This is a genomic window from Bacteroidales bacterium, assembly GCA_035647615.1.
In the GTDB taxonomy this organism is placed as follows: domain Bacteria; phylum Bacteroidota; class Bacteroidia; order Bacteroidales; family 4484-276; genus SABY01.
The window spans coordinates 260757-279922 of record DASRND010000003.1; the positions used below are offsets into that span (position 1 = coordinate 260757).

Annotated in this window: 18 protein-coding genes; 11 read left to right on the top strand and 7 right to left on the bottom strand. The window is 45.9% G+C overall.

Annotated elements, in window-relative coordinates:
- Positions 1 to 30: 30 nt before the first annotated feature.
- The 5 genes from recO to VFC92_01640 are packed head-to-tail and all read left to right on the top strand — an operon-like array spanning position 31 to position 4858.
- Complete coding sequence (recO, locus tag VFC92_01620) at positions 31 to 756, top strand: DNA repair protein RecO (GenBank protein HZK06874.1); 726 nt, start codon at positions 31 to 33, stop codon at positions 754 to 756.
- The gene (locus tag VFC92_01625) at positions 753 to 926 is read left to right on the top strand and encodes a hypothetical protein (protein HZK06875.1); all 174 of its coding nucleotides are present in this window, start codon (positions 753 to 755) and stop codon (positions 924 to 926) included. The genes recO and VFC92_01625 overlap by 4 nt, the downstream gene beginning before the upstream one ends.
- Positions 907 to 1542, top strand: coding sequence for a hypothetical protein (locus tag VFC92_01630; GenBank protein HZK06876.1), 636 nt, complete (start codon positions 907 to 909; stop codon positions 1540 to 1542). The genes VFC92_01625 and VFC92_01630 overlap by 20 nt, the downstream gene beginning before the upstream one ends.
- Before the next feature lie 48 nt (positions 1543 to 1590).
- Positions 1591 to 2682 (top strand): mannose-1-phosphate guanylyltransferase, encoded by a 1092-nt coding sequence (locus VFC92_01635; protein ID HZK06877.1) that lies wholly within the window; start codon positions 1591 to 1593, stop codon positions 2680 to 2682.
- A 22-nt stretch (positions 2683 to 2704) separates the two neighbouring features.
- A complete protein-coding gene (locus VFC92_01640; GenBank protein HZK06878.1) occupies positions 2705 to 4858 on the top strand; it encodes a S46 family peptidase in 2154 nt (717 codons plus the stop codon).
- Between the two features lie 386 nt (positions 4859 to 5244).
- Here VFC92_01640 and VFC92_01645 read toward each other — a convergent pair whose 3' ends face one another.
- Positions 5245 to 5922 carry a DUF2461 domain-containing protein gene (locus tag VFC92_01645; protein HZK06879.1) on the bottom strand — a complete coding sequence of 226 codons (678 nt, stop codon included), beginning with the start codon at positions 5920 to 5922 and terminating at the stop codon, positions 5245 to 5247.
- Between the two features lie 301 nt (positions 5923 to 6223).
- Between VFC92_01645 and rimP the strand changes: the two genes are divergently transcribed.
- The 6 genes from rimP to VFC92_01675 all read left to right on the top strand — a co-directional run bounded on the left by rimP (position 6224) and on the right by VFC92_01675 (position 13428).
- A complete protein-coding gene (rimP, locus tag VFC92_01650; protein ID HZK06880.1) occupies positions 6224 to 6673 on the top strand; it encodes a ribosome assembly cofactor RimP in 450 nt (149 codons plus the stop codon).
- Positions 6674 to 6705: 32 nt separating this feature from the next.
- The gene (gene nusA / locus VFC92_01655) at positions 6706 to 7944 is read left to right on the top strand and encodes a transcription termination factor NusA (GenBank protein ID HZK06881.1); all 1239 of its coding nucleotides are present in this window, start codon (positions 6706 to 6708) and stop codon (positions 7942 to 7944) included.
- 49 nt (positions 7945 to 7993) lie between these two features.
- Positions 7994 to 11272: a translation initiation factor IF-2 gene (infB, locus tag VFC92_01660; GenBank protein ID HZK06882.1), complete on the top strand. Its 3279-nt coding sequence runs from the start codon at positions 7994 to 7996 to the stop codon at positions 11270 to 11272.
- A 169-nt stretch (positions 11273 to 11441) separates the two neighbouring features.
- Entirely contained in the window at positions 11442 to 12017 is a 576-nt protein-coding gene (locus VFC92_01665; GenBank protein HZK06883.1) for a hypothetical protein, read from the top strand.
- Positions 12018 to 12028: 11 nt separating this feature from the next.
- Positions 12029 to 12901 carry a DUF3822 family protein gene (locus tag VFC92_01670; GenBank protein ID HZK06884.1) on the top strand — a complete coding sequence of 291 codons (873 nt, stop codon included), beginning with the start codon at positions 12029 to 12031 and terminating at the stop codon, positions 12899 to 12901.
- Positions 12889 to 13428 (top strand): RsmD family RNA methyltransferase, encoded by a 540-nt coding sequence (locus VFC92_01675; GenBank protein HZK06885.1) that lies wholly within the window; start codon positions 12889 to 12891, stop codon positions 13426 to 13428. Before VFC92_01670 ends, VFC92_01675 begins: the two co-directional genes overlap by 13 nt.
- Here the strand turns inward: VFC92_01675 and VFC92_01680 are convergent.
- The 6 genes from VFC92_01680 to VFC92_01705 all read right to left on the bottom strand — a co-directional run bounded on the left by VFC92_01680 (position 13425) and on the right by VFC92_01705 (position 19008).
- Complete coding sequence (locus VFC92_01680) at positions 13425 to 13646, bottom strand: DUF2795 domain-containing protein (protein HZK06886.1); 222 nt, start codon at positions 13644 to 13646, stop codon at positions 13425 to 13427. The two genes, VFC92_01675 and VFC92_01680, sit on opposite strands and share 4 nt — an antisense overlap.
- An 87-nt stretch (positions 13647 to 13733) precedes the next feature.
- The gene (locus VFC92_01685; GenBank protein ID HZK06887.1) at positions 13734 to 14297 is read right to left on the bottom strand and encodes a cob(I)yrinic acid a,c-diamide adenosyltransferase; all 564 of its coding nucleotides are present in this window, start codon (positions 14295 to 14297) and stop codon (positions 13734 to 13736) included.
- An 11-nt stretch (positions 14298 to 14308) separates the two neighbouring features.
- On the bottom strand, positions 14309 to 15043 hold the full coding sequence (locus VFC92_01690) for an ABC transporter ATP-binding protein (GenBank protein HZK06888.1): 735 nt from the start codon (positions 15041 to 15043) through the stop codon (positions 14309 to 14311).
- Positions 15044 to 15221: 178 nt separating this feature from the next.
- Entirely contained in the window at positions 15222 to 15671 is a 450-nt protein-coding gene (locus VFC92_01695) for a hypothetical protein (protein ID HZK06889.1), read from the bottom strand.
- A gap of 30 nt (positions 15672 to 15701) precedes the next feature.
- Positions 15702 to 17030: a hypothetical protein gene (locus tag VFC92_01700; GenBank protein ID HZK06890.1), complete on the bottom strand. Its 1329-nt coding sequence runs from the start codon at positions 17028 to 17030 to the stop codon at positions 15702 to 15704.
- 436 nt (positions 17031 to 17466) lie between these two features.
- Complete coding sequence (locus VFC92_01705; GenBank protein HZK06891.1) at positions 17467 to 19008, bottom strand: YifB family Mg chelatase-like AAA ATPase; 1542 nt, start codon at positions 19006 to 19008, stop codon at positions 17467 to 17469.
- Positions 19009 to 19166: the final 158 nt, after the last annotated feature.

The following is a 19166-nucleotide window of genomic DNA, read 5'->3' on the forward strand; positions in this document are numbered from 1 at the left end:
GACGGGGCTTGCCCGCCAGCGAGCTTTGGTATGTTACATCGCACCCGCGCCATCGTTCTTAAAACGATAAAATATTCTGAAACCAGCGTAATTGCACACATGTTCACCGAAGCGTTTGGTTTGCGTTCCTATATTATAAAAGGTGTTTTTGGTAAGAAAAAAAATGGAACCCGAACGTTGCTCCAAAGCCTTTCGCTGCTCGACCTGGTAGTGTACGAAAAACCACGCGCCGGCCTGCAAAACATTAAAGAGATCAGCATTGCGCAGCCCTACACCAACATTTCTTTCGACGTGCACAAGGGTGCCATCCTGATGTTTCTCAACGAGATTATCTACAAATCCATCGGAGAGCAGGAGCCTGATGAAGATATGTTCCGATTTATCTATAACCAACTCGTAACGCTCGACGAAACCACCAGTGGAATTGCCGATTTTCATCTGACTTTTATCATTCGGTTTACAAAATATCTGGGTTTCCTTCCGCGCAATACATACAGCGATCGCAACACCTACTTCGACATGCAGGAGGGCGAGTTTGTAAGTTTGCCACCATTGCACACCAACTTTATGAACCCTTATTACAGCCGACAGCTGAATATGCTTTTGCAGGAAAGCTCTCAGAAGATTTTTGAAAATGCTTCCATGCGCAACGCTTTGCTCGAAAAAATCATCATCTATTACAGCCTTCATGTGCCGGCATTTGGAGAGGTAAAATCGCTGCCGGTGTTGCATCAATTATTAAACAACAAAGCATGAGATTATTAAAAACGCATTTATTTTTTAAAACTTTCCTGCTGATCCTTCTGGCTGCATTTGCAGTTGGTTGCGGCACGTCGCGCAAAGCCCGTAAAAAAGACTGCGACTGTCCGCGATGGAGCTATTCACAACCACAACCGCCTGCTGCCGATGACCAAAGAGGAGTATAGAAATATTTTGATAAAGTACATTCCGGAAGCAGCTTTCGAGCAGGTGTATGCGCTAATGATGCGTCATGGGTTGCAAATTGTTGTTGCCCGGAACCGCAAAAGCAAGCATGGCGATTTCAGGCCTGGCATCAAAGGGAAACCTTCGATAATCACCATCAATCACAGCCTGAATCCTTATGCTTTTCTTATTACGCTGCTGCACGAAGCGGCGCACCAACTGGTGTGGGAAAAACACAAGCGTTTGGTTAGCCCGCATGGAGCGGAGTGGAAGAAAACATTTCATGAGCTGCTGCAGCCTTTTGTTTTACAAAATGTTTTCCCTGACGGAATTGCCCGACAGTTGGAGCAGGATCATAAATCGATCAGGTATTCTACTTCGGCCGATCTGGCATTGGCACGGCAGCTCATGGAATACGATAATCCCACAAAGGGAATGGTTCCGCTCGAAACCCTGCCCGACAACTCACAATTCAGGCTCGCCGATGGGAAGGAGTTTATTAAGCTCAGCCGGCGCCGGAAAAATTTTCTTTGTGTCAATGTTGCCAATCAACGGCACTATGTTTTCAACCCGCTGGCCGAAGTTATTGCCGTGAAGGCTCCCAATGACAATAAGTAATGATACATTTGCACCATAGAAAACCAAACCTCAAAAAATAAAATACTGATGGATAAAAACAATTACTGTATCATAATGGCTGGCGGCGTCGGAGCGCGATTTTGGCCCATGAGCCGCGCGGATCATCCCAAACAATTTATCGACATTCTGGGCACCGGCCGCACGCTGGTGCAGCAAACCTTTGCACGCTTTCGCAAAATTTGCCCCGCCGAAAACATCTTTATCGTCACCAACGAAATCTATAGTGATCTTGTAAAAACCCAGATTCCCGAAATCCCTGACAACAATATCGTGCTCGAACCCGCCATGCGAAACACAGCACCTTGTATCGCTTACGCTAATTACAAGATAAGTCAGATAAATCCTGAGGCTAAAATCGTAGTTGCTCCCTCGGATCATCTGATCATGAACGAAGATGTTTTTATTAAAAATATTCAAAGTGCCCTCGAGGCCGTCAGCGAAAACGATTGGCTGGTGACGCTTGGCATAAAACCTACCCGCCCCGACACCGGCTACGGTTACATTCAATGCAACGACCAGCAAAAAGATGCCAACAACCCCCGCATCTCAAAAGTAAAAACCTTTACTGAAAAACCCGATCCTGATCTGGCGCGAAAATTTCTCGAAAGTGGCGACTTTCTTTGGAATGCTGGAATTTTTATCTGGTCGCTGCGCAGCATCATGAGTGCCTTCGAGGAGCATCTCGACGATGTGAACGATCTTTTTAAAGAAGGAGTAGGAAAATATAATACGCCAGAAGAGCAGCCTTTTGTGCGTGAAATTTACACCTCATGCCGCAAAGTTTCCATCGACTACGGCATCATGGAAAAAGCGTCGAATGTGTATGTGCTTGCCGCCGATTTCGATTGGAGCGACCTGGGAACCTGGGGCTCATTGTACGACATACGCGAAAAAGATGAAAACAAAAACGTGCTTTCAGGCAAAGACACCCTGCTTTACGATACCCGCAACTGCATCGTAAGTATGCCCGACGACAAGCTGGTAGTGCTGCAGGGTCTCGACGACTATATTGTGGTAGAACGCGACAATGTGCTTCTCGTTTGCCGCAAAGCCGATGAGCAACAAATCCGGACTTTCGTCAATGACATTAAAAACAATAAAGGAGAGAAATATATTTAAAACAATAAATTTTACAAAAAGCATGAAAAGACTACTAGTAATTCTTGCGGTAATCCTGCTTGGAAGTACCGCCGCCGTAAAAGCCGACGAAGGCATGTGGCTGCCTTTGTTCGTCGAACGTCTCAACTACGTTGATATGCAAAAAATGGGCTTGCAGCTTACAGCCGATGAAATCTACAGCATCAATCACTCAAGCCTCAAAGATGCCATTATTATTTTTGGAGGTGGCTGTACCGGCGAAATCGTTTCGCCCGAAGGATTAATTTTTACAAACCACCACTGCGGTTATGGCCAGATTCAGTCGCACAGCACCATCGAGCACGACTATCTCACCGATGGCTTTTGGGCTATGAGTAAAAAAGAAGAGCTGCCCAACGATGGACTGACTGCGCGCTTTCTGGTACGCATCGAAGATGTTACCGATCAGGTGCTTTCCAATCTTAACGACAACATGACCGAACAGCAGCGCAGCGATAAGGTGCGAGAAGTGTCACGTGCTATTACCGACAAAGCTATCGACGGCACGGGATACGAAGGTGCTGTTCGCGGCTTCTTTGCCGGCAACGAATACTATCTTTTCGTTTACGAAATCTTTCGTGACGTTCGGCTGGTAGGCGCTCCGCCTTCGAGCATTGGCAAATATGGCGCCGACACCGACAACTGGATGTGGCCACGCCATACCGGCGATTTCTCCATTTTTAGAGTGTACACTGGTCCTGATGGAAAACCTGCCAATTATGCTCAGGATAATGTGCCTATGAAATCCAAATATTATCTGCCGGTCTCTATCAAAGGAGTCGAAAAGGATGATTTCGCTATGATCATGGGTTATCCCGGGGGCACAGAACGTTACCTGTCGTCGTGGGGCGCTCAGCTGGCCGAGGAGGAAAGTAATATGACTGTGGTCAATATTCGTGCTAAAAAGCTGGAGATCATGCGTAGGTTTATGGATGCCGATCCTGCCGTTCGCATAGATTATGCTTCCAAATATGCCGGCACCTCCAACTATTGGAAATTTTTTATCGGGCAAACCAAAGGGTTGAAGAACCTAAAAGTTTACGATAAGAAGCTGCGCGAGGAGGCTGCTTTCGATCAATGGGTGAATGCTGACGCTGCCCGCCAGGCCAAATACGGTGATGCACTTAAATTGCGCGAACAAGGCATCGAGGCAAAGAAAGCTGTTAACCTTACACAAATCTATCTCAATGAAGCTGTTTCCCGCGGTAGCGAAATACTCATGTTCTCAAGGCGTTTTAAGCCGCTGGCAGATTTGCTCGAGGCCAAAGACAAGGATCAGGAAGCTATTGATAAAGAAATTGCGCAACTTCGTGTTCGTACAGCTAATTATTTTGACGATTACTACCAGCCGCTCGATCAGGCTTTGCTGTCAACAATGCTCTTTATGTATTACCAAAATGTTCCCAAACAATATCAGCCCGAAATGCTGGCAAAAGTTTATGATGCAAAACAAGGCTTTGAGCCATACGTCAATAAGTTTTTCAACAAAACCATTTTTGCTTCGCGCGAAAGTGTAAATGCGATGCTGGATCAGCCATCTGCAAAAAAGATTATGAACGATCCCGCCACCGAGCTAATGAAGGCTTTTATGGACATTATGCCTCAGATAAGAGAGGTGATGAATGCCGCTGATGAAAAGCAAATACAGGGAGAGCGTCTTTATATTTCCGGCTTGCGCCAAATGTTTCCTGATCGCAAGTTTTACCCGGATGCTAACTTTACCATGCGCCTCACCTACGGTCAGGTGCTCGATTATTATCCTGCTGATGCCATTCATTACGATTATTACACCACGCTTTCGGGTGTGATGCAAAAAGAGGATCCTTCCACCTGGGAGTTTAAAATCCCCGAGAAACTGAAGCAACTGTATCAGAATAAAGACTTCGGAAGGTACGGAAAAAATGGAGAAATGGTTGTGAACTTTCTTACCACCAACGACATTACCGGTGGCAACTCCGGAAGTCCTGTGATGAACGCAAAAGGCGAACTTATTGGTTTGGCTTTCGACGGCAACTGGGAAGCCATGAGCGGCGACATCGCATTTGAGCCTGACCTGCAGCGCACCATTTGCATCGACATACGCTATGTGCTGTTTATCATCGATAAATTTGCCGGCGCTAAAAACATCATCGACGAACTCAATATTGTTTCTGATTAAAGAGGTTGAATGAATCTTTGTAAAAAGACAGCAGGCTGCATTTGCAACCTGCTGTTTTTTTTACACACATACCTCACCAGCACTGCCATTCAGAATGGGCTAAAGCCTCATTGTATTTTGCGTAATTTGTTGGAGAAGATGGGAAGAGGATGGAAAATAGAGGACAAAAAAATGTCCTTTGCCCGGAATGAGGATGGAAGGAGTGGGGGGCAAAGGACAAGTGCAATCAATTAATCCCTAAAAATCTGTTTGTCATTTAAAAAAAAATTACCCTGTTAAAAAATAAATGACATTGCAAATGTACGGGAAGCATCTTAAAAACACCGTAGCCCAATCAGTCAACGGTTTGGTTTTAAAAGTTAACGGCTACTACCATTGAACGAGCGCTAAGATGTAAAATCAGTGGATCGGTTCAGAAACCGCAGCAGTGGCTGGATTGCTTTGAATGTGTTGATAACATCATGCAGAAACGTATCATTTCTTACCTGCTCGTCAGTAAATGATTTTCCGGCTGTAAAGCTTTTAAATTTCAGATGCTCAATCATGGGAGCATCGGCCGGAAAGTCTTTCGGTGGCCTTTTGAGCTTATCCTTCTCCTGAAGCGCTCCAAAAGTTTTTACAAAATCAGGATGAGAAAGGATGTTCTGAAAATCCTGTGGGAAGTTATAAATTTCGTAGCGGATGGCTCGAAGTACCTCGGGTGCAGGCATGAATTGTCCGCCACCGGCAAAGGTAGCTCCGGGTTCCAGGTGAAGATAATAACCGGCATAGTTGCTTTTGCGTCCGCCCCTGCGAATGACGGCTCCCATATTAATTTTGTAAGGGTCTTTGTTTTTGGCAAAGCGCACATCACGATAAATCCTGAACGTGCACTCTGCCGCTGGAAGCAGTTGTATTTCGCGGTCGAATGCAGCCACTCCGTGGATAACCTTATCCAAAAATTCGGCGTGCAACGATTTTACTTCAAGATATCTGTCCTTATTAGTGTTAAACCAATCACGGTTGTTGTTGGCTTTTAAATCCGATAAAAAATTGAGAATATTTTCCATGTAGGATAAACTCATTATGTTTTGGATTATGATTTTTTGAGAAGATCATTACAATCACAAAAGTTTTCACAATTGCAGTATCAAACTAATATTTGGCTGGACTACATTTTTTTTCGTGCAGCGTAGCTCCTTACAAATTCGTTCCTGATTAACAGCATATTGATTAATTTTTCGTTTGGCTTTTGTGCGTAAGGGAAAAATAATACCTTTGCGCCCGATTTTCGGTGAGAAGTATACTCTTTTTTCGCTGGAAAAAGATAGCACGGAGTAAGAAGCGAGGGGACATAAGTCCCCTATTTTATTACTTTTTTTTAAGATGATTGATAAAACGAAAATAGAAACACTGGCCAATGCTGCTTTAGCAGACAGCGATCGCTTTGTAACTGAAACAAAAGTATCGCCTGGCAACATCATCATCGTCACCATCGATGGCGATGCGGGTGTTACCATCGACGATTGTATCAGCCTCAGCAAAACCATCGAGAGCAGCCTCAATCGCGACGAAGAAGATTTTGAACTGCGCGTCACTTCATTTGGCGCCGATAGCCCTTTGCAGCTTCTGCGGCAATATCACAAAAATATTGGCCGGCAATTGCAGGTGATGCTGCACGACAACGAAAAGGTAAAAGGCTTTTTACGCACAGTTACCGATGAAATGATAATACTGGAACCCTTGCCGGAAAGAAAAAAAACCGCACCACCGGAGCCTGTTACTATTCCGTTTGCCGATATCCGGCAGGCCAAAGTCATTTTATCTTTTAAATAATAAGGACAGAAACAACAACAAATATTACAACAATGGATAACATTAACCTGGTCGAAACCTTTTCGGAATTTAAAGATTTCAAAAACATCGACCGTGAATCGATGATGAGGATTCTCGAAGAGGTTTTTCGGCACATGATAGAAAAAAAGTACGGAACAGCCGAAAACGTCGACGTGATTGTAAACATCGACCGCGGAGACCTTGAGATTTATCGCATGCTCGAAATTGTTGAAGATGGGATGGTGGAGGACGAAAGCACGCAGATAGAATATTCCAAAGCCATCCGCATCGAACCCGACTTTGAGATTGGAGAGGAGGTATCCGAAGAAATTAAAATGAAGGACTTCGGACGCCGCGAAATTCTTACCATCCGGCAAAACCTTATCGCCAAGGTGCAGGAATACGAGAAAGATAATGTTTATCACAAATACAAAGACCGTATCGGTGAGATCATAGCCGGTGAAGTTTATCAGGTCTGGAAAAAAGAAATGCTGGTTTTGGACGACGAAGGCATCGAGCTTTTGCTACCCAAATCGGAGCAAATTCCTACAGATTATTACCGCAAAGGCGATACCATACGCGCTGTTGTTTCTAAAGTTGATATGCGCAACAACAATCTGCAGATCATTCTTTCGCGTGTGTCGCCCGTATTTCTTGAGCGACTTTTCGAACAGGAAGTGCCAGAAGTTTACGATGGTCTTATCACCATCAAAAGTATTGTAAGGGTTCCCGGCGAAAGAGCCAAGATTGCTGTAGAATCATACGACGATCGTATCGATCCGGTTGGCGCCTGCGTGGGCATGAAAGGATCGCGTATCCACGGCATCGTGCGTGAGCTGAAAAATGAGAACATCGACGTGATCAACTACACTTCCAACGCTCAGCTTTACATACAGCGCGCACTAAGTCCTGCCAAGATCACCTCTATCACCATCGACGATGTAACCAAAAGAGCCGACGTGTATATGAAGCCCGACCAGGTTTCGTTGGCCATTGGCAAAGGAGGTTTCAATATCAAGCTGGCCGGTAAACTTACAGGATATGAAATCGACGTCTATCGAGATGTGGAAAGCGAGATCGACGATGATGTAAATATCCAGGAATTCAGCGATGAAATAGATCAGTGGATCATCGATGCACTCAAAGCCATCGGCTGCGATACAGCCCGTAGCGTTTTGCTTCTGGATGCCGCTGAACTCTTGTCGCGCACCGACCTTGAAGAGGAGACAGTCAACGAAGTACTCAGGATCTTAAAAGCAGAGTTTGAATAAAAAACGTATTTTTACCGCACTCGTAAATTTCCACAGGAAAACAAAGTATATGGCAGTAACCAAAGCAACAAGGCTTAACAAAGCGGCCCGTGATTTCAATGTCTCGGTAAGGGGGATTGTGGAATTTTTAGCGAAAAAAGGTGTTGAAATTGAAGAAAATCCCAACACCAAAATTTCTGTGCAAATTTATGATCTTCTCACCCAAGAGTTTAGCAAGGAGAAATCAGTAAAAGAAGAGGCACGTAAAATAGATATCGGCAGCGTGAAACGTGAGACCATATCTTTGGAAGATCGTAAGCGTCCTAAGCCTGATTTCGACGATTACGAAGACGATCAGGATATCATCATACGCGGAGTATCTGTAGAAATTGATGATGACTTTAAGAGAGCTGTTGAGCCTCATCACGATATGCATGCCAGGAAAAAAGAAACTCCTGCTGCTCCTGAAAAAAAGGAAGAAACTCCAAAACCGGCGCCTGCTGAAGCAATGCAGCCCGAACCTGCCAAGGAAACATCTGCGCCCGAAGGATGGCCAGGACCGTCAGCAGACGAAATGCCGCCGGTTAAAAAAAGTGAACCAGAACCACAACCTGCTTCAGAAGAACCTGTTGCTGAAAAAGCTAAACCAGCTCCGTTGCCTGAGGAGAAACCAAAGCCTGAAACCAATCCTGCCCAACCAGTGGCAGAGGTATCAGCTCCTCAAAAAACGGATACGCCTGTAGAAAAACCTTCTGCCGAAAAGAAAGCAGAAGAAGAACCGAAAGCAGAAGAAGAACCGAAAGCGGAAAAACCACTAGCAAAAGAGCCTTCCAAAAAAGCCGAAAAAGAAAAAGAAGCGGAGCAACCTTCACTCAATATTGTGGGTTCCATCGACTTGTCAACCATCAACGAGCGCACCAAGCCTGCCCGTAAAAGTGCAGCCGAAAAGCGTAAGCAGCGTGAAGACCGCAAGAAAGCAGTGCCGGCTAAGGGTGCAGAGGAGAAACCAAAAACTGCTAAAACTACAAAAGCTAAAAAATCAGAAAAGCCGGCAGAGAAAAAACCCAAAGCAGAAAAAGCTACACCCCCTACTGCTGAGCAGCAAAAACCAGTTGCCGAGAAGAAGCCTGAAGCCAAAAAGAGTGATCCGTACGAAGATAATTTCCTGAAGACAGAATTCAAAAAACTCGCCGGTCCTAATATCGTTGGTAAAATAGAGCTTCCTGTCGAGAAGAAATATGAAAGAAAAAAACCTGTAGCATCCTCTTCCGATGAAGTAAAGCCGAAGAGAAAGAAACGCAAACGCATCAAAAAAGATGGCCAGGCCACACCTACTGCCGGACAGAGCAAAACACCAACACGCCCTGTCGACAGAGATCGCGCCAAAACCGCCAGACCGGGCAGAGGACGTAAAGCACGCACAGAACCCCGTCGTGAACTTACAGAGGAAGAAGTACAAAAGCAAATTAAGGAAACCTTGGCTCGCCTTAGCGGGGTAGGGAAGTCGAAAGCATCAAAATATCGCAGGCAAAAGCGCGATATAATACATAAACAGCTTGAAAAAGAGGCGCAGGTTCGCGAAGAAGAAAAGAAAGTAATCACCGTTACCGAGTTTGTTACAGCCAACGAGTTGGCGTCGCTGATGAATGTGCAGGTTACCAACGTCATTTCGGTATGCATGCAGCTGGGCTTATTTGTTTCTATTAACCAGCGGCTCGATGCCGAAACCATTGGCGTGGTTGCTGAGGAATTTGGCTTTGGCGTTAAGTTCGAAAGTGCCGAAACTGTCATTAGCGATACCGAAGAGGAGATAGACGAAGAAGGCGACCTGAAATTCCGCTCACCCATTGTTACGGTAATGGGTCACGTGGATCATGGCAAGACCAAGTTGCTCGACCACATCCGGAGTGCCAACGTAATTGCTGGTGAGGCTGGTGGTATCACCCAGCATATTGGTGCTTACGAAGTGATACTTGAAAATGAGAAAAAGATCACGTTCCTCGACACGCCTGGTCACGAAGCATTTACAGCTATGCGTGCCCGCGGAGCCCAGGTTACCGACGTAGCCATCATTGTGATAGCCGCCGACGACAGCGTTATGCCACAAACCGTCGAAGCCATCAACCATGCGCAGGCTGCCGACGTTCCTATCGTTTTTGCTATTAATAAAATAGATAAGCCTACTGCCAATACTGAGCGCATCAAAGAACAGCTTTCGCAGATGAATATTCTGGTAGAAGACTGGGGCGGTAAGTTTCAAAGTCAGGAAATATCCGCCAAAGCAGGAATTAACATCGATGAGCTGCTGGAGAAAGTGCTGCTTGAAGCTGAGTTGCTCGATTTGAAAGCCAATCCGAAACGCCGTGCCAACGGAACTATCATCGAGTCGTCGCTGGATAAAGGCCGGGGATATGTGTCAAAGCTGCTGGTACAAAACGGAACGCTGAATATTGGTGATATCGTAATTGCCGGCGCGCATTATGGCCGTGTAAAAGCAATGTACAACGAACGAAACCTGCCGGTAAAAATCGCTGGTCCGTCGGTACCTGTGCTGATGCTTGGTTTGAATGGAGCGCCACAGGCAGGCGATAGTTTTAAAGTAATGACTGATGAGCGCGATGCAAAGAATATTGCCACTAAGCGGCAGCAGCTACAGCGCGAACAGGACTTCCGGACTCAGAAACACGTTACCCTCGATGAGATCGGTCGCCGGATTGCCATTGGCGATTTTAAAGAGTTAAACATCATTGTAAAAGGTGACGTGGATGGCTCTGTAGAAGCTTTGGCAGATTCGATGCTCAAATTGTCGACACCAGAGGTGCAGGTAAATGTGATTCACAAATCGGTGGGTCAGGTTACAGAAACCGACGTAATGCTTGCCTCGGCTTCCGACGCCATTATTGTGGCCTTCCAGGTGCGTCCATCACTCGGGGCACGCCGACTGGCCGAACGAGAGCAAATCGATATTCGAAGCTACTCCATCATCTATTCAGCCATCGAAGAAATTAAAGCAGCCATCGAGGGCATGCTGGCGCCTACTATCGAAGAGAAAATTGTTTGCAACATTGAGGTGCGTGAGGTTTTCAAAATCACCAAAGTAGGAACCATTGCCGGATGTCTGGTGCTGGATGGAACCATCACCCGAAATACAACGGTGCGCGTGATCCGCGACGGCATTGTAATTTATACTGGCCGACTGGGCTCGCTCAAGCGTTTCAAAGACGACGTGCGCGAGGTTCAGAGCGGTTACGAATGTGGATTGAACATTGAAAATTTCAACGACATCAAGGTGGGCGATATCATCGAAGGTTTCGAAGAAGTGGAGATAGCTCGTAAACTTGATGACTAACCGATACTTTTGACTTATGTCAAATAATCGACTGTAACGCATTGTTTGACTGCTGCCAACATAGTTTTTGCTACAGTTAACAATTGACGGAAGGACTTCAAAAATTTGATCAAATATTTTTTAATATAGAAAAGTTCATAAATTTGCACCTACTTTTAAAACAAGAACTATGAAAATGAGAATTCTGCAAATCGTTTTGTTGCTTGGTATTGCCTACCTGGGATATCTCTTGTGGGAAACTATCCAGACACCTGTTCGCTTCAACCGCGAAAAAGATGATAGAGCCGCCTATGTGGTTCAAAATCTTAAAGACATCAGGTCAGTACAACAGATGTATCGTTCACTGAATGACACTTTTGCCAATAATCTGGATTCGCTGGTAGCATTTATGCATCGGGGTCAGATTCCGGTGGTGAAACTTACTTATGATCCCACCGACACTACCCTGACCAAAACCATCAGCGATACGCTGGGATACATCAGTGTTGAGGACTCACTCTTCGGAAGGCGAACCAATTTTGACGCAAAGACTATCAAGTATATTCCTTTTTCCAACCAGGAAGAATTTGAGATGGATGCTGGCCGGATCAATAAAGGTGGTGTAATGGTGCCTGTTTTTATGGCCATGGCACGCAAGGAAGATTATCTGACCGGACTCGATAAAAACCTGATAAGAGCTCCAAGTGTTAAAGACCTCATCGTGGGTTCGATGACCGAACCTACCACCGACGGTAACTGGGAGTAAGCCTGCTATCCATGCAAGCTAAAGCACACCAGGTACAATCGGCATTCGATAAATCTCTTCGGATTGAAGAGTCAAAGAATCAACGTTTATCCATCCAGCTTTCGCCGGATGGATTTTCTTTTTGTATCTACGACAAGCAACGCAACAAACTAACCGGATTACAGGCTTTCGCCTTTGAGGATGTTGCAAACGATCGGGCACTCAATCTGCTCCTTACCGATCTTTTACCCACCATTCCGCATTTGCAGGCTGAATACGACAAAGTACGCATAGCTGTCGAAAATCCAAAAAGTACCTTGCTCCCGTCGGCACTATTCGACACGCAGCACATGCAGCAATATCTGGAGTTTAATCATCGGATCGATGCAACGGAACTGGTGCTTTATGATAGGATTCCTATGCCTGACGCAGTGAATGTTTGGGCATTTTCAGAGACGATTTATCACAAGTTGCTTCAGTTTTTTCCGGCGGCTACCATTCAGCATCATGCTACAGCGCTGATCGATAGTCTGATGCTGCAGTACAAAAATCACAACGCTGGGGCATTGGTATTTCTAAATGTTCGCAAGCGATATTTCGACATTGTAGTTCTCAACAACAACAACCTGCAATTGTACAATGCTTTTCGATTTGTCACCAATGAGGATTTCGTCTATTATCTGTTGTTTGTTTTCGAGCAGCTTGGCATCAACCCGGAGCTGTGCAGAGTTGTTTTGTATGGAGATATCAAGTCGGCGACGCCTCTGTTTGTGTATTTAAACCAGTACCTCCGGCACTTGCAGGTGGGGCGGCGCAACGCTGCTCTGCAATTTAGCTACGTGTTCGACGACATTCCTGAACAGGATTTTTATAATCTGATACATTTGCAACAATGCGAATTATAGGCGGAACACACAAAGGCCGTCGCATTACGCCACCGCCACGATTACCGGTGCGTCCCACCACCGATCTTGCCAAAGAGAGTTTATTCAATATCCTGAACAACCTCATCGACTTTGAAGATTTGCGGGTATTGGATTTATTTGCCGGCACAGGCAACATTACATTTGAATTTGCCTCGCGACAAGCTGCCGTGGTTGATAGTGTAGATATTAATTTCAAATGCCTGGAGTTTATCCGCGCGACGGCCAAAGAGCTGCAGTTTGGTAATATCCGTACCTTTCGGGCCGACGTATTCAAATTCATCAAACGTCCGCCAGCACAGCCTTACGATCTGATTTTTTCGGATGCCCCCTACGAGCTTGAGCAAATAGCCGGGCTTCCGGAAATTGTTTATGGGCTGGGTTGGCTAAAAAAAGATGCCTGGCTCATCATCGAACATCCACGTTCGATCGACTTCACCAGGCAACAATATTTTGATCACCAACGTAATTACGGAAAAGTAAACTTTTCTTTTTTCAGGCAGTCTTAATACTCGTCTTCGTGGAAAAAGAAATCGTCCTTGGTGGGATAATCGGGCCAAATGTCTTCGATGCGTTCATACACTTCCCCTTCGTCTTCAATCTCACTGAGATTTTCGATCACCTCTTGTGGTGCTCCGGATCTAACGGCAAAGTCAATCAATTCATCCTTGGTAGCTGGCCAGGGGGCATCTTCAAGTTTTGAAGCTAATTCTAGAGTCCAATACATAGCTTGATAATCAGTTTTTTAATAATTTGTGCAAATGTAAATTTTTTCATGCTTAACGCCATGAAGAAAGATATTATTATAGCATAGCTACAACCTTGCTTTCCAGACGTTTTCTGTGGCACCAAAATCAGCAGTGAGCTTACGTGCCAGTACAAAAAGGTAATCCGACAAGCGATTGAGATATTTAATCACAAGCTCGTCAACAGGAGCATTGGCAGCCAGTCGCAGCGTAATGCGTTCAGCACGGCGGCATACCGTTCGGGCAATGTGGCAATACGAAACTGCCGGATGACCACCGGGCAGGATAAAGTTTTGAAGCGGCGCCAGGTGTTCGTTCATCGCGTCAATCTCAGTTTCGAGCAGGGTGATATCTTCCTCGTGAAGCTGCGGCAGCTTATTTCGTCCGGGCTTTTCAATATCCTGAGCAAGCAACGATTCAGCGGTGAAAACCCGATCCTGAATCTCCACCAAAGTGGTGCGCGTGTGCTCATCAACAGCCTGATCACGGATGATACCCAGAAAAGCATTCAGCTCGTCAAGGGTTCCGTAGGCTTCGATGCGCTCGTGATATTTAGGAACACGCGTCCCGCCGATGAGCGATGTCTCGCCTTTGTCGCCGGTTTTGGTATAAATTTTAAATTCAGAAGCCATATTCTTACAATTTATGCTTTGGCAGCGAGATGATAATCGGCCATGGTCATCAGGTTTTTATTAATCTCATCTGAAGCTACTTCGCCATCGCGCAAGCGGATGATGCGATGCGCGTGCCGTGCAATATCTTCTTCGTGCGTAACGATGATCACTGTGTTGCCAAGTTTATGAATCTCCTCGAAAAGACCCATCATTTCGATGGAAGTTTTACTGTCGAGGTTACCGGTAGGCTCGTCGGCCAAAATGATCGACGGTTTGTTAACCAGCGCCCTGGCCACGGCTACCCGTTGCCGTTGTCCGCCCGATAGTTCATTGGGCTTGTGATGCACGCGATCGCTTAGCTGAACACTTTCGAGCACCTCAAGCGCCCGCTCATAGCGTTTTGCCTTGCTCACTCCTGCATAAACCAAAGGCAGCGTTACATTTTCGAGCGCCGTCTGTCGTGGCAACAAATTGAAAGTCTGAAAAATAAACCCGATTTCCTTGTTGCGAATTTCCGCCAGCCGGTTGTCGTCCATCTTGCTCACATCTTTGTCGTTAAGAAAATACTGCCCGCTGGTGGGCGTATCGAGGCATCCCAGGATGTTCATCAGCGTCGATTTACCGGAGCCTGAAGCGCCCATGAGCGCCACATACTCGTTTGTGTAGACGTTTAGTGTAATGGTGCGCAGGGCTTTTACTACCTGTGTTCCTACTTTGTAAAACTTCCTGATGTCGATAAGCTTTATAATTTCACGCTTTTCCATGTGATGATGAGTGTTGCAGATGGATTCTCTTTTTGAATGATTCCCTACCCAGAAGATAACAAAAGAATTGTGTTAACACAAAAGAAAAACGAATATTGCTTTAAATCAATTTTTCCTTGTTCGTTGGTTAACACAAGATGATACGAAAAGTTTTTGAAACGTTAGGCGGGTGTCAACTTTAGTAGGCTTCTTTAATTTTCGTCAGTGCGGTGTCCACTAACTCCCAGTCCTGGTAGCGTTTTACAAACTTCACCTCGATAAAGTATTTGGTTTTGCCATCGTTATACACCAGCTCATAAAAAGCGATGTTTTCGTCGGGTTCGCGGATACGCAGCAGATCGAGGGTGTAGTCGACATCATGAAAAACAACGGCTCCTTCGTTCCATAGATACACATCGCCATTTTTATTTTCTAATGATTCCATCTGATGATATTGGTCGTAGCATCCAAGATTGATGTAATAAACGCGCCGGTGGTCCTGATCTTCGACAAGATATTTTTCCTGAACAACTTTGGTTTCGGTGATGGCGATGATATGTTTCTGAAAAGTTTCGGCAGGAATCTCCTGCGAAACGGCAGACACCGCGCCTGCCAAAAATATTATTAAAAGGATTTGTTTTAGCTTCATTTATTTTTTTGTTGGCGAAAGTAGTCCTTTCTATAAAGTCAACTGTAATCCTACCACAATTCCATAAGTATGGACTCCCTGCTCGCAGGGTGTGTATCCTGCCGGATAGGGCTGATTAGGAAGGCTTCCGCTGATAAAGTTGAGCGGCACATAGCCATCTGTGAAAAAGTATTCGACAAAGATTTTCGACGACTCTTTGATCAAAGCGGATGCACCGAATACGGTTTGGTTTTGACGTTCCCAGGGTGAACCATCTGCACCTGCTACCAGATTGCTAAATTCTCCTGAAACGGAATATTGAATATCGCCTTTGAGGTTAAAACTATATTTCGCTCCCACGTCCATCGACGACACTTTAATAGGCTCATAGATATCAAGTGGAGGAGAAGGGTTGTAGGTACCTTTCCAAACTTTTAGCGTTTGCGAATAGCTACCTTTAACGATGAGCCGTTCTGCCACTTCCAGTTGCGCATAGCCGGTCACTGCAGGGTTGCATTCGTCGCACTCAGCAAAATGGGTAACCGGAAAATCCTGACAATAGGCACTTCCATGCATGTAAGAGCCGCCTAGTTTGAACCCAACTTGTTTGCTGATGGGGATTGTGTAATTAAGATCGGCTGTAAAGTTATTGATAAGCGAAGGAACGCTGGTAGAGTCGGCTACCGGAGTGTGTAATGCTCTAAATTGAGCACCTCCCTGCACAGCCATGAATGTTGCATTAAGATTCCACTTGCTAAAGCCGACCAGCGCTCCAAAACCCAGCCCACCGAACGCATGCCACGTAGTGGAATTGGTAAACGGACTAACGCTACCGGTTTGCCCGAAAGGAGCATCCATCTTACCTAAAGCACCATAAACCGGAAAACGATTCGGGTTCCCAATCAAAACAAACCCTTTTGAAAGTTGTATTTGGTTACGTCCCAAACTGGTGATGGTGCCTTCGCCAAAACTTTGTGAAGGGTTGTAAAGTATCTCGGCATGCAAAGCCAACCAATCGTTGATAGCTCCGGTAAGACCAAGCTGTAAAGAATGAATCACTGCCTCGCTCACTTCCTTACCAATCTGGTTTTGTGAACCAGGATGACGCATCAGGTAGGCAAACTTGGAATCTGTGTTGGATTTTTGATAATCTAAAAGAGAAATTAATGATGCACCTATCACTAATTGTCCGTTTTTTAGTTGGCCGGATTTGCGCTCTTCCAAAAGTATCTGCACTTTTTGGGTATTCATGGTGGGCTCCAGCATGCGGTACATCAACCGGGAATTGGTTGTTACAGGGCTTGCTTTTTTGAGGGTATCCTGGCCGTGGGCCATCAATCCACCCATAATAAATAATGAAAGGAGTAGTATTTTATACATGTTTGTTTTTGGTTTTATCAGTAGTACTAATGCCTTGTATTACTAAATGTTCAAATCGACGTTTTTTCCAAATGCTATGTCTTCAGTGTGGCACTATTACTAAGAAATTACAAAGCCAATTTCAAAAAGTATTTCAATTAAAAGCAACGTAAAAGGAGTCTGCGATCGAGTTTTAAGGATATTGGAGGTACGAAACTAGGTGAACGTAAAATCGGGGGCAATGGGTACGAGTAAAAAAGTTAATTAATTGTTAATAATTTCTTCGCAAGAACAGCGATAATTAAGAAACGGCTTTCGACAATACCATCAACAACCTAAAAGATGATTTTGCCATCTTTAGCCCGGAATGAGTGGTGGAAGAGAAGAAAAAGGATAGAATTTAAATTTTCCTGATTCGTAATAAATGTGATAACTTCATTTCCTTAAAATGCTGCGATCATTTTCCCCAGCTTTCGCGGTCGAGGCTGCGGTAGTGGATGGCTTCGGCCAGATGCTCGGAAAGGATGTCGGTGCTACCCTCGAGGTCGGCGATAGTACGCGACACCTTGAGGATGCGGTCGTAGGCGCGTGCCGAGAGGCTGAGTTTTTCCATGGCATTTTTCAGCATCAGCTGTCCGGTGCTGTCTATTTTACAAACTTCGTGCAATAGCTTGCTGGTCATCTGTGCGTTGCAGTGGATGTTTTTCTTCCCTTCATAGCGCTGTTCCTGTATCTTGCGTGCCTTTACCACGCGCTCCCGCACAACAGCACTTTTCTCGCCGTTGCGTGCTTCCGACAATTCTTTGAAAGGAACCGGCACCACCTCCACGTGGATGTCGATGCGGTCGAGCAGCGGTCCGGAGATTTTGTTGAGATATTTCTGCACCACGCCGGCACCACACATACATTGTATGGTGGGATGGTTGTAGTAGCCGCACGGACAGGGATTCATGGCGGCTACCAGCATGAAGCTGGCCGGATATTCCACCGAAAGCCTTGCGCGTGAAATCGTCACCACACGGTCTTCAATAGGCTGGCGAAGGACTTCCAGCACCGTGCGCTTAAACTCCGGCAGCTCGTCGAGAAATAAAACGCCATTGTGCGCCAGCGATATTTCGCCCGGCTGCGGATTGCTGCCACCGCCTACCAGCGCCACATCGCTGATGGTATGATGCGGCGAGCGAAACGGGCGCACTGCGATGAGTGACGTATTGCGGCTCATCCGCCCCGCCACCGAATGTATTTTTGTGGTTTCCAACGCCTCGTGCAGATTGAGCGGTGGAAGTATCGACGGAAGCCGCTTGGCAAGCATCGTTTTGCCCGATCCCGGCGGACCGATAAGAATCACGTTGTGGCCCCCGGCAGCAGCGATCTCCAGAGCACGTTTGATGTTTTCCTGCCCTTTTACATCCATAAAGTCAAACTCATACTCGTTGAGGCTGGCATAAAACTCATCGCGTGTATTGATGATGGTTTGCTCAGGTTTTGTTTCGCCATTAAAAAAATCGATGACTTCCTTGATGTTTTCCACACCATATACTTTTATGTCGCCGACGATTGCAGCTTCGCGGGCATTTTGCTTAGGCAGGATAAATCCTTCGAAACCTTTTTTGCGTGCTTCGATGGCGATGGGCAGGGCGCCGCGAATGGGCTGCAATCCACCGTCGAGCGAAAGCTCGCCCATGATGATGTAGCGGTCGATATCTTTGGAGCCAATCTGGTCGGAAGCGGCCAGGATGCCGGTTGCAATTGTCAGATCGTAGGCGGAACCTTCCTTGCGGATGTCGGCAGGCGCCATGTTTATCACAATCTTTTTGCCGGGCAGCCGGTAGCCGATGTAGCTCAACGCCGACTCGATGCGCTGCTGGCTCTCCTTCACGGCGCTGTCGGGCAGTCCCACCATGAAAAAATTAACACCTGTATCTACATTTACCTCCACGGTGATAGTGATGGCATCGACGCCCTGGATGGCACTTCCGTAAGTTTTTACAAGCTTCATACGCTTCGAGGTGTTTGGGTGGAAAAGCGGCTGCAAGGTAATAATATTCAGCGAAAGCGCTAACGGTTTTTCTTCAGAACAAAATCCAGCCCGTCGATGATGGTGCCTTCGAGACTTATTGAATGCTCAAAATGACTATTTCGTGGATGCATACGATC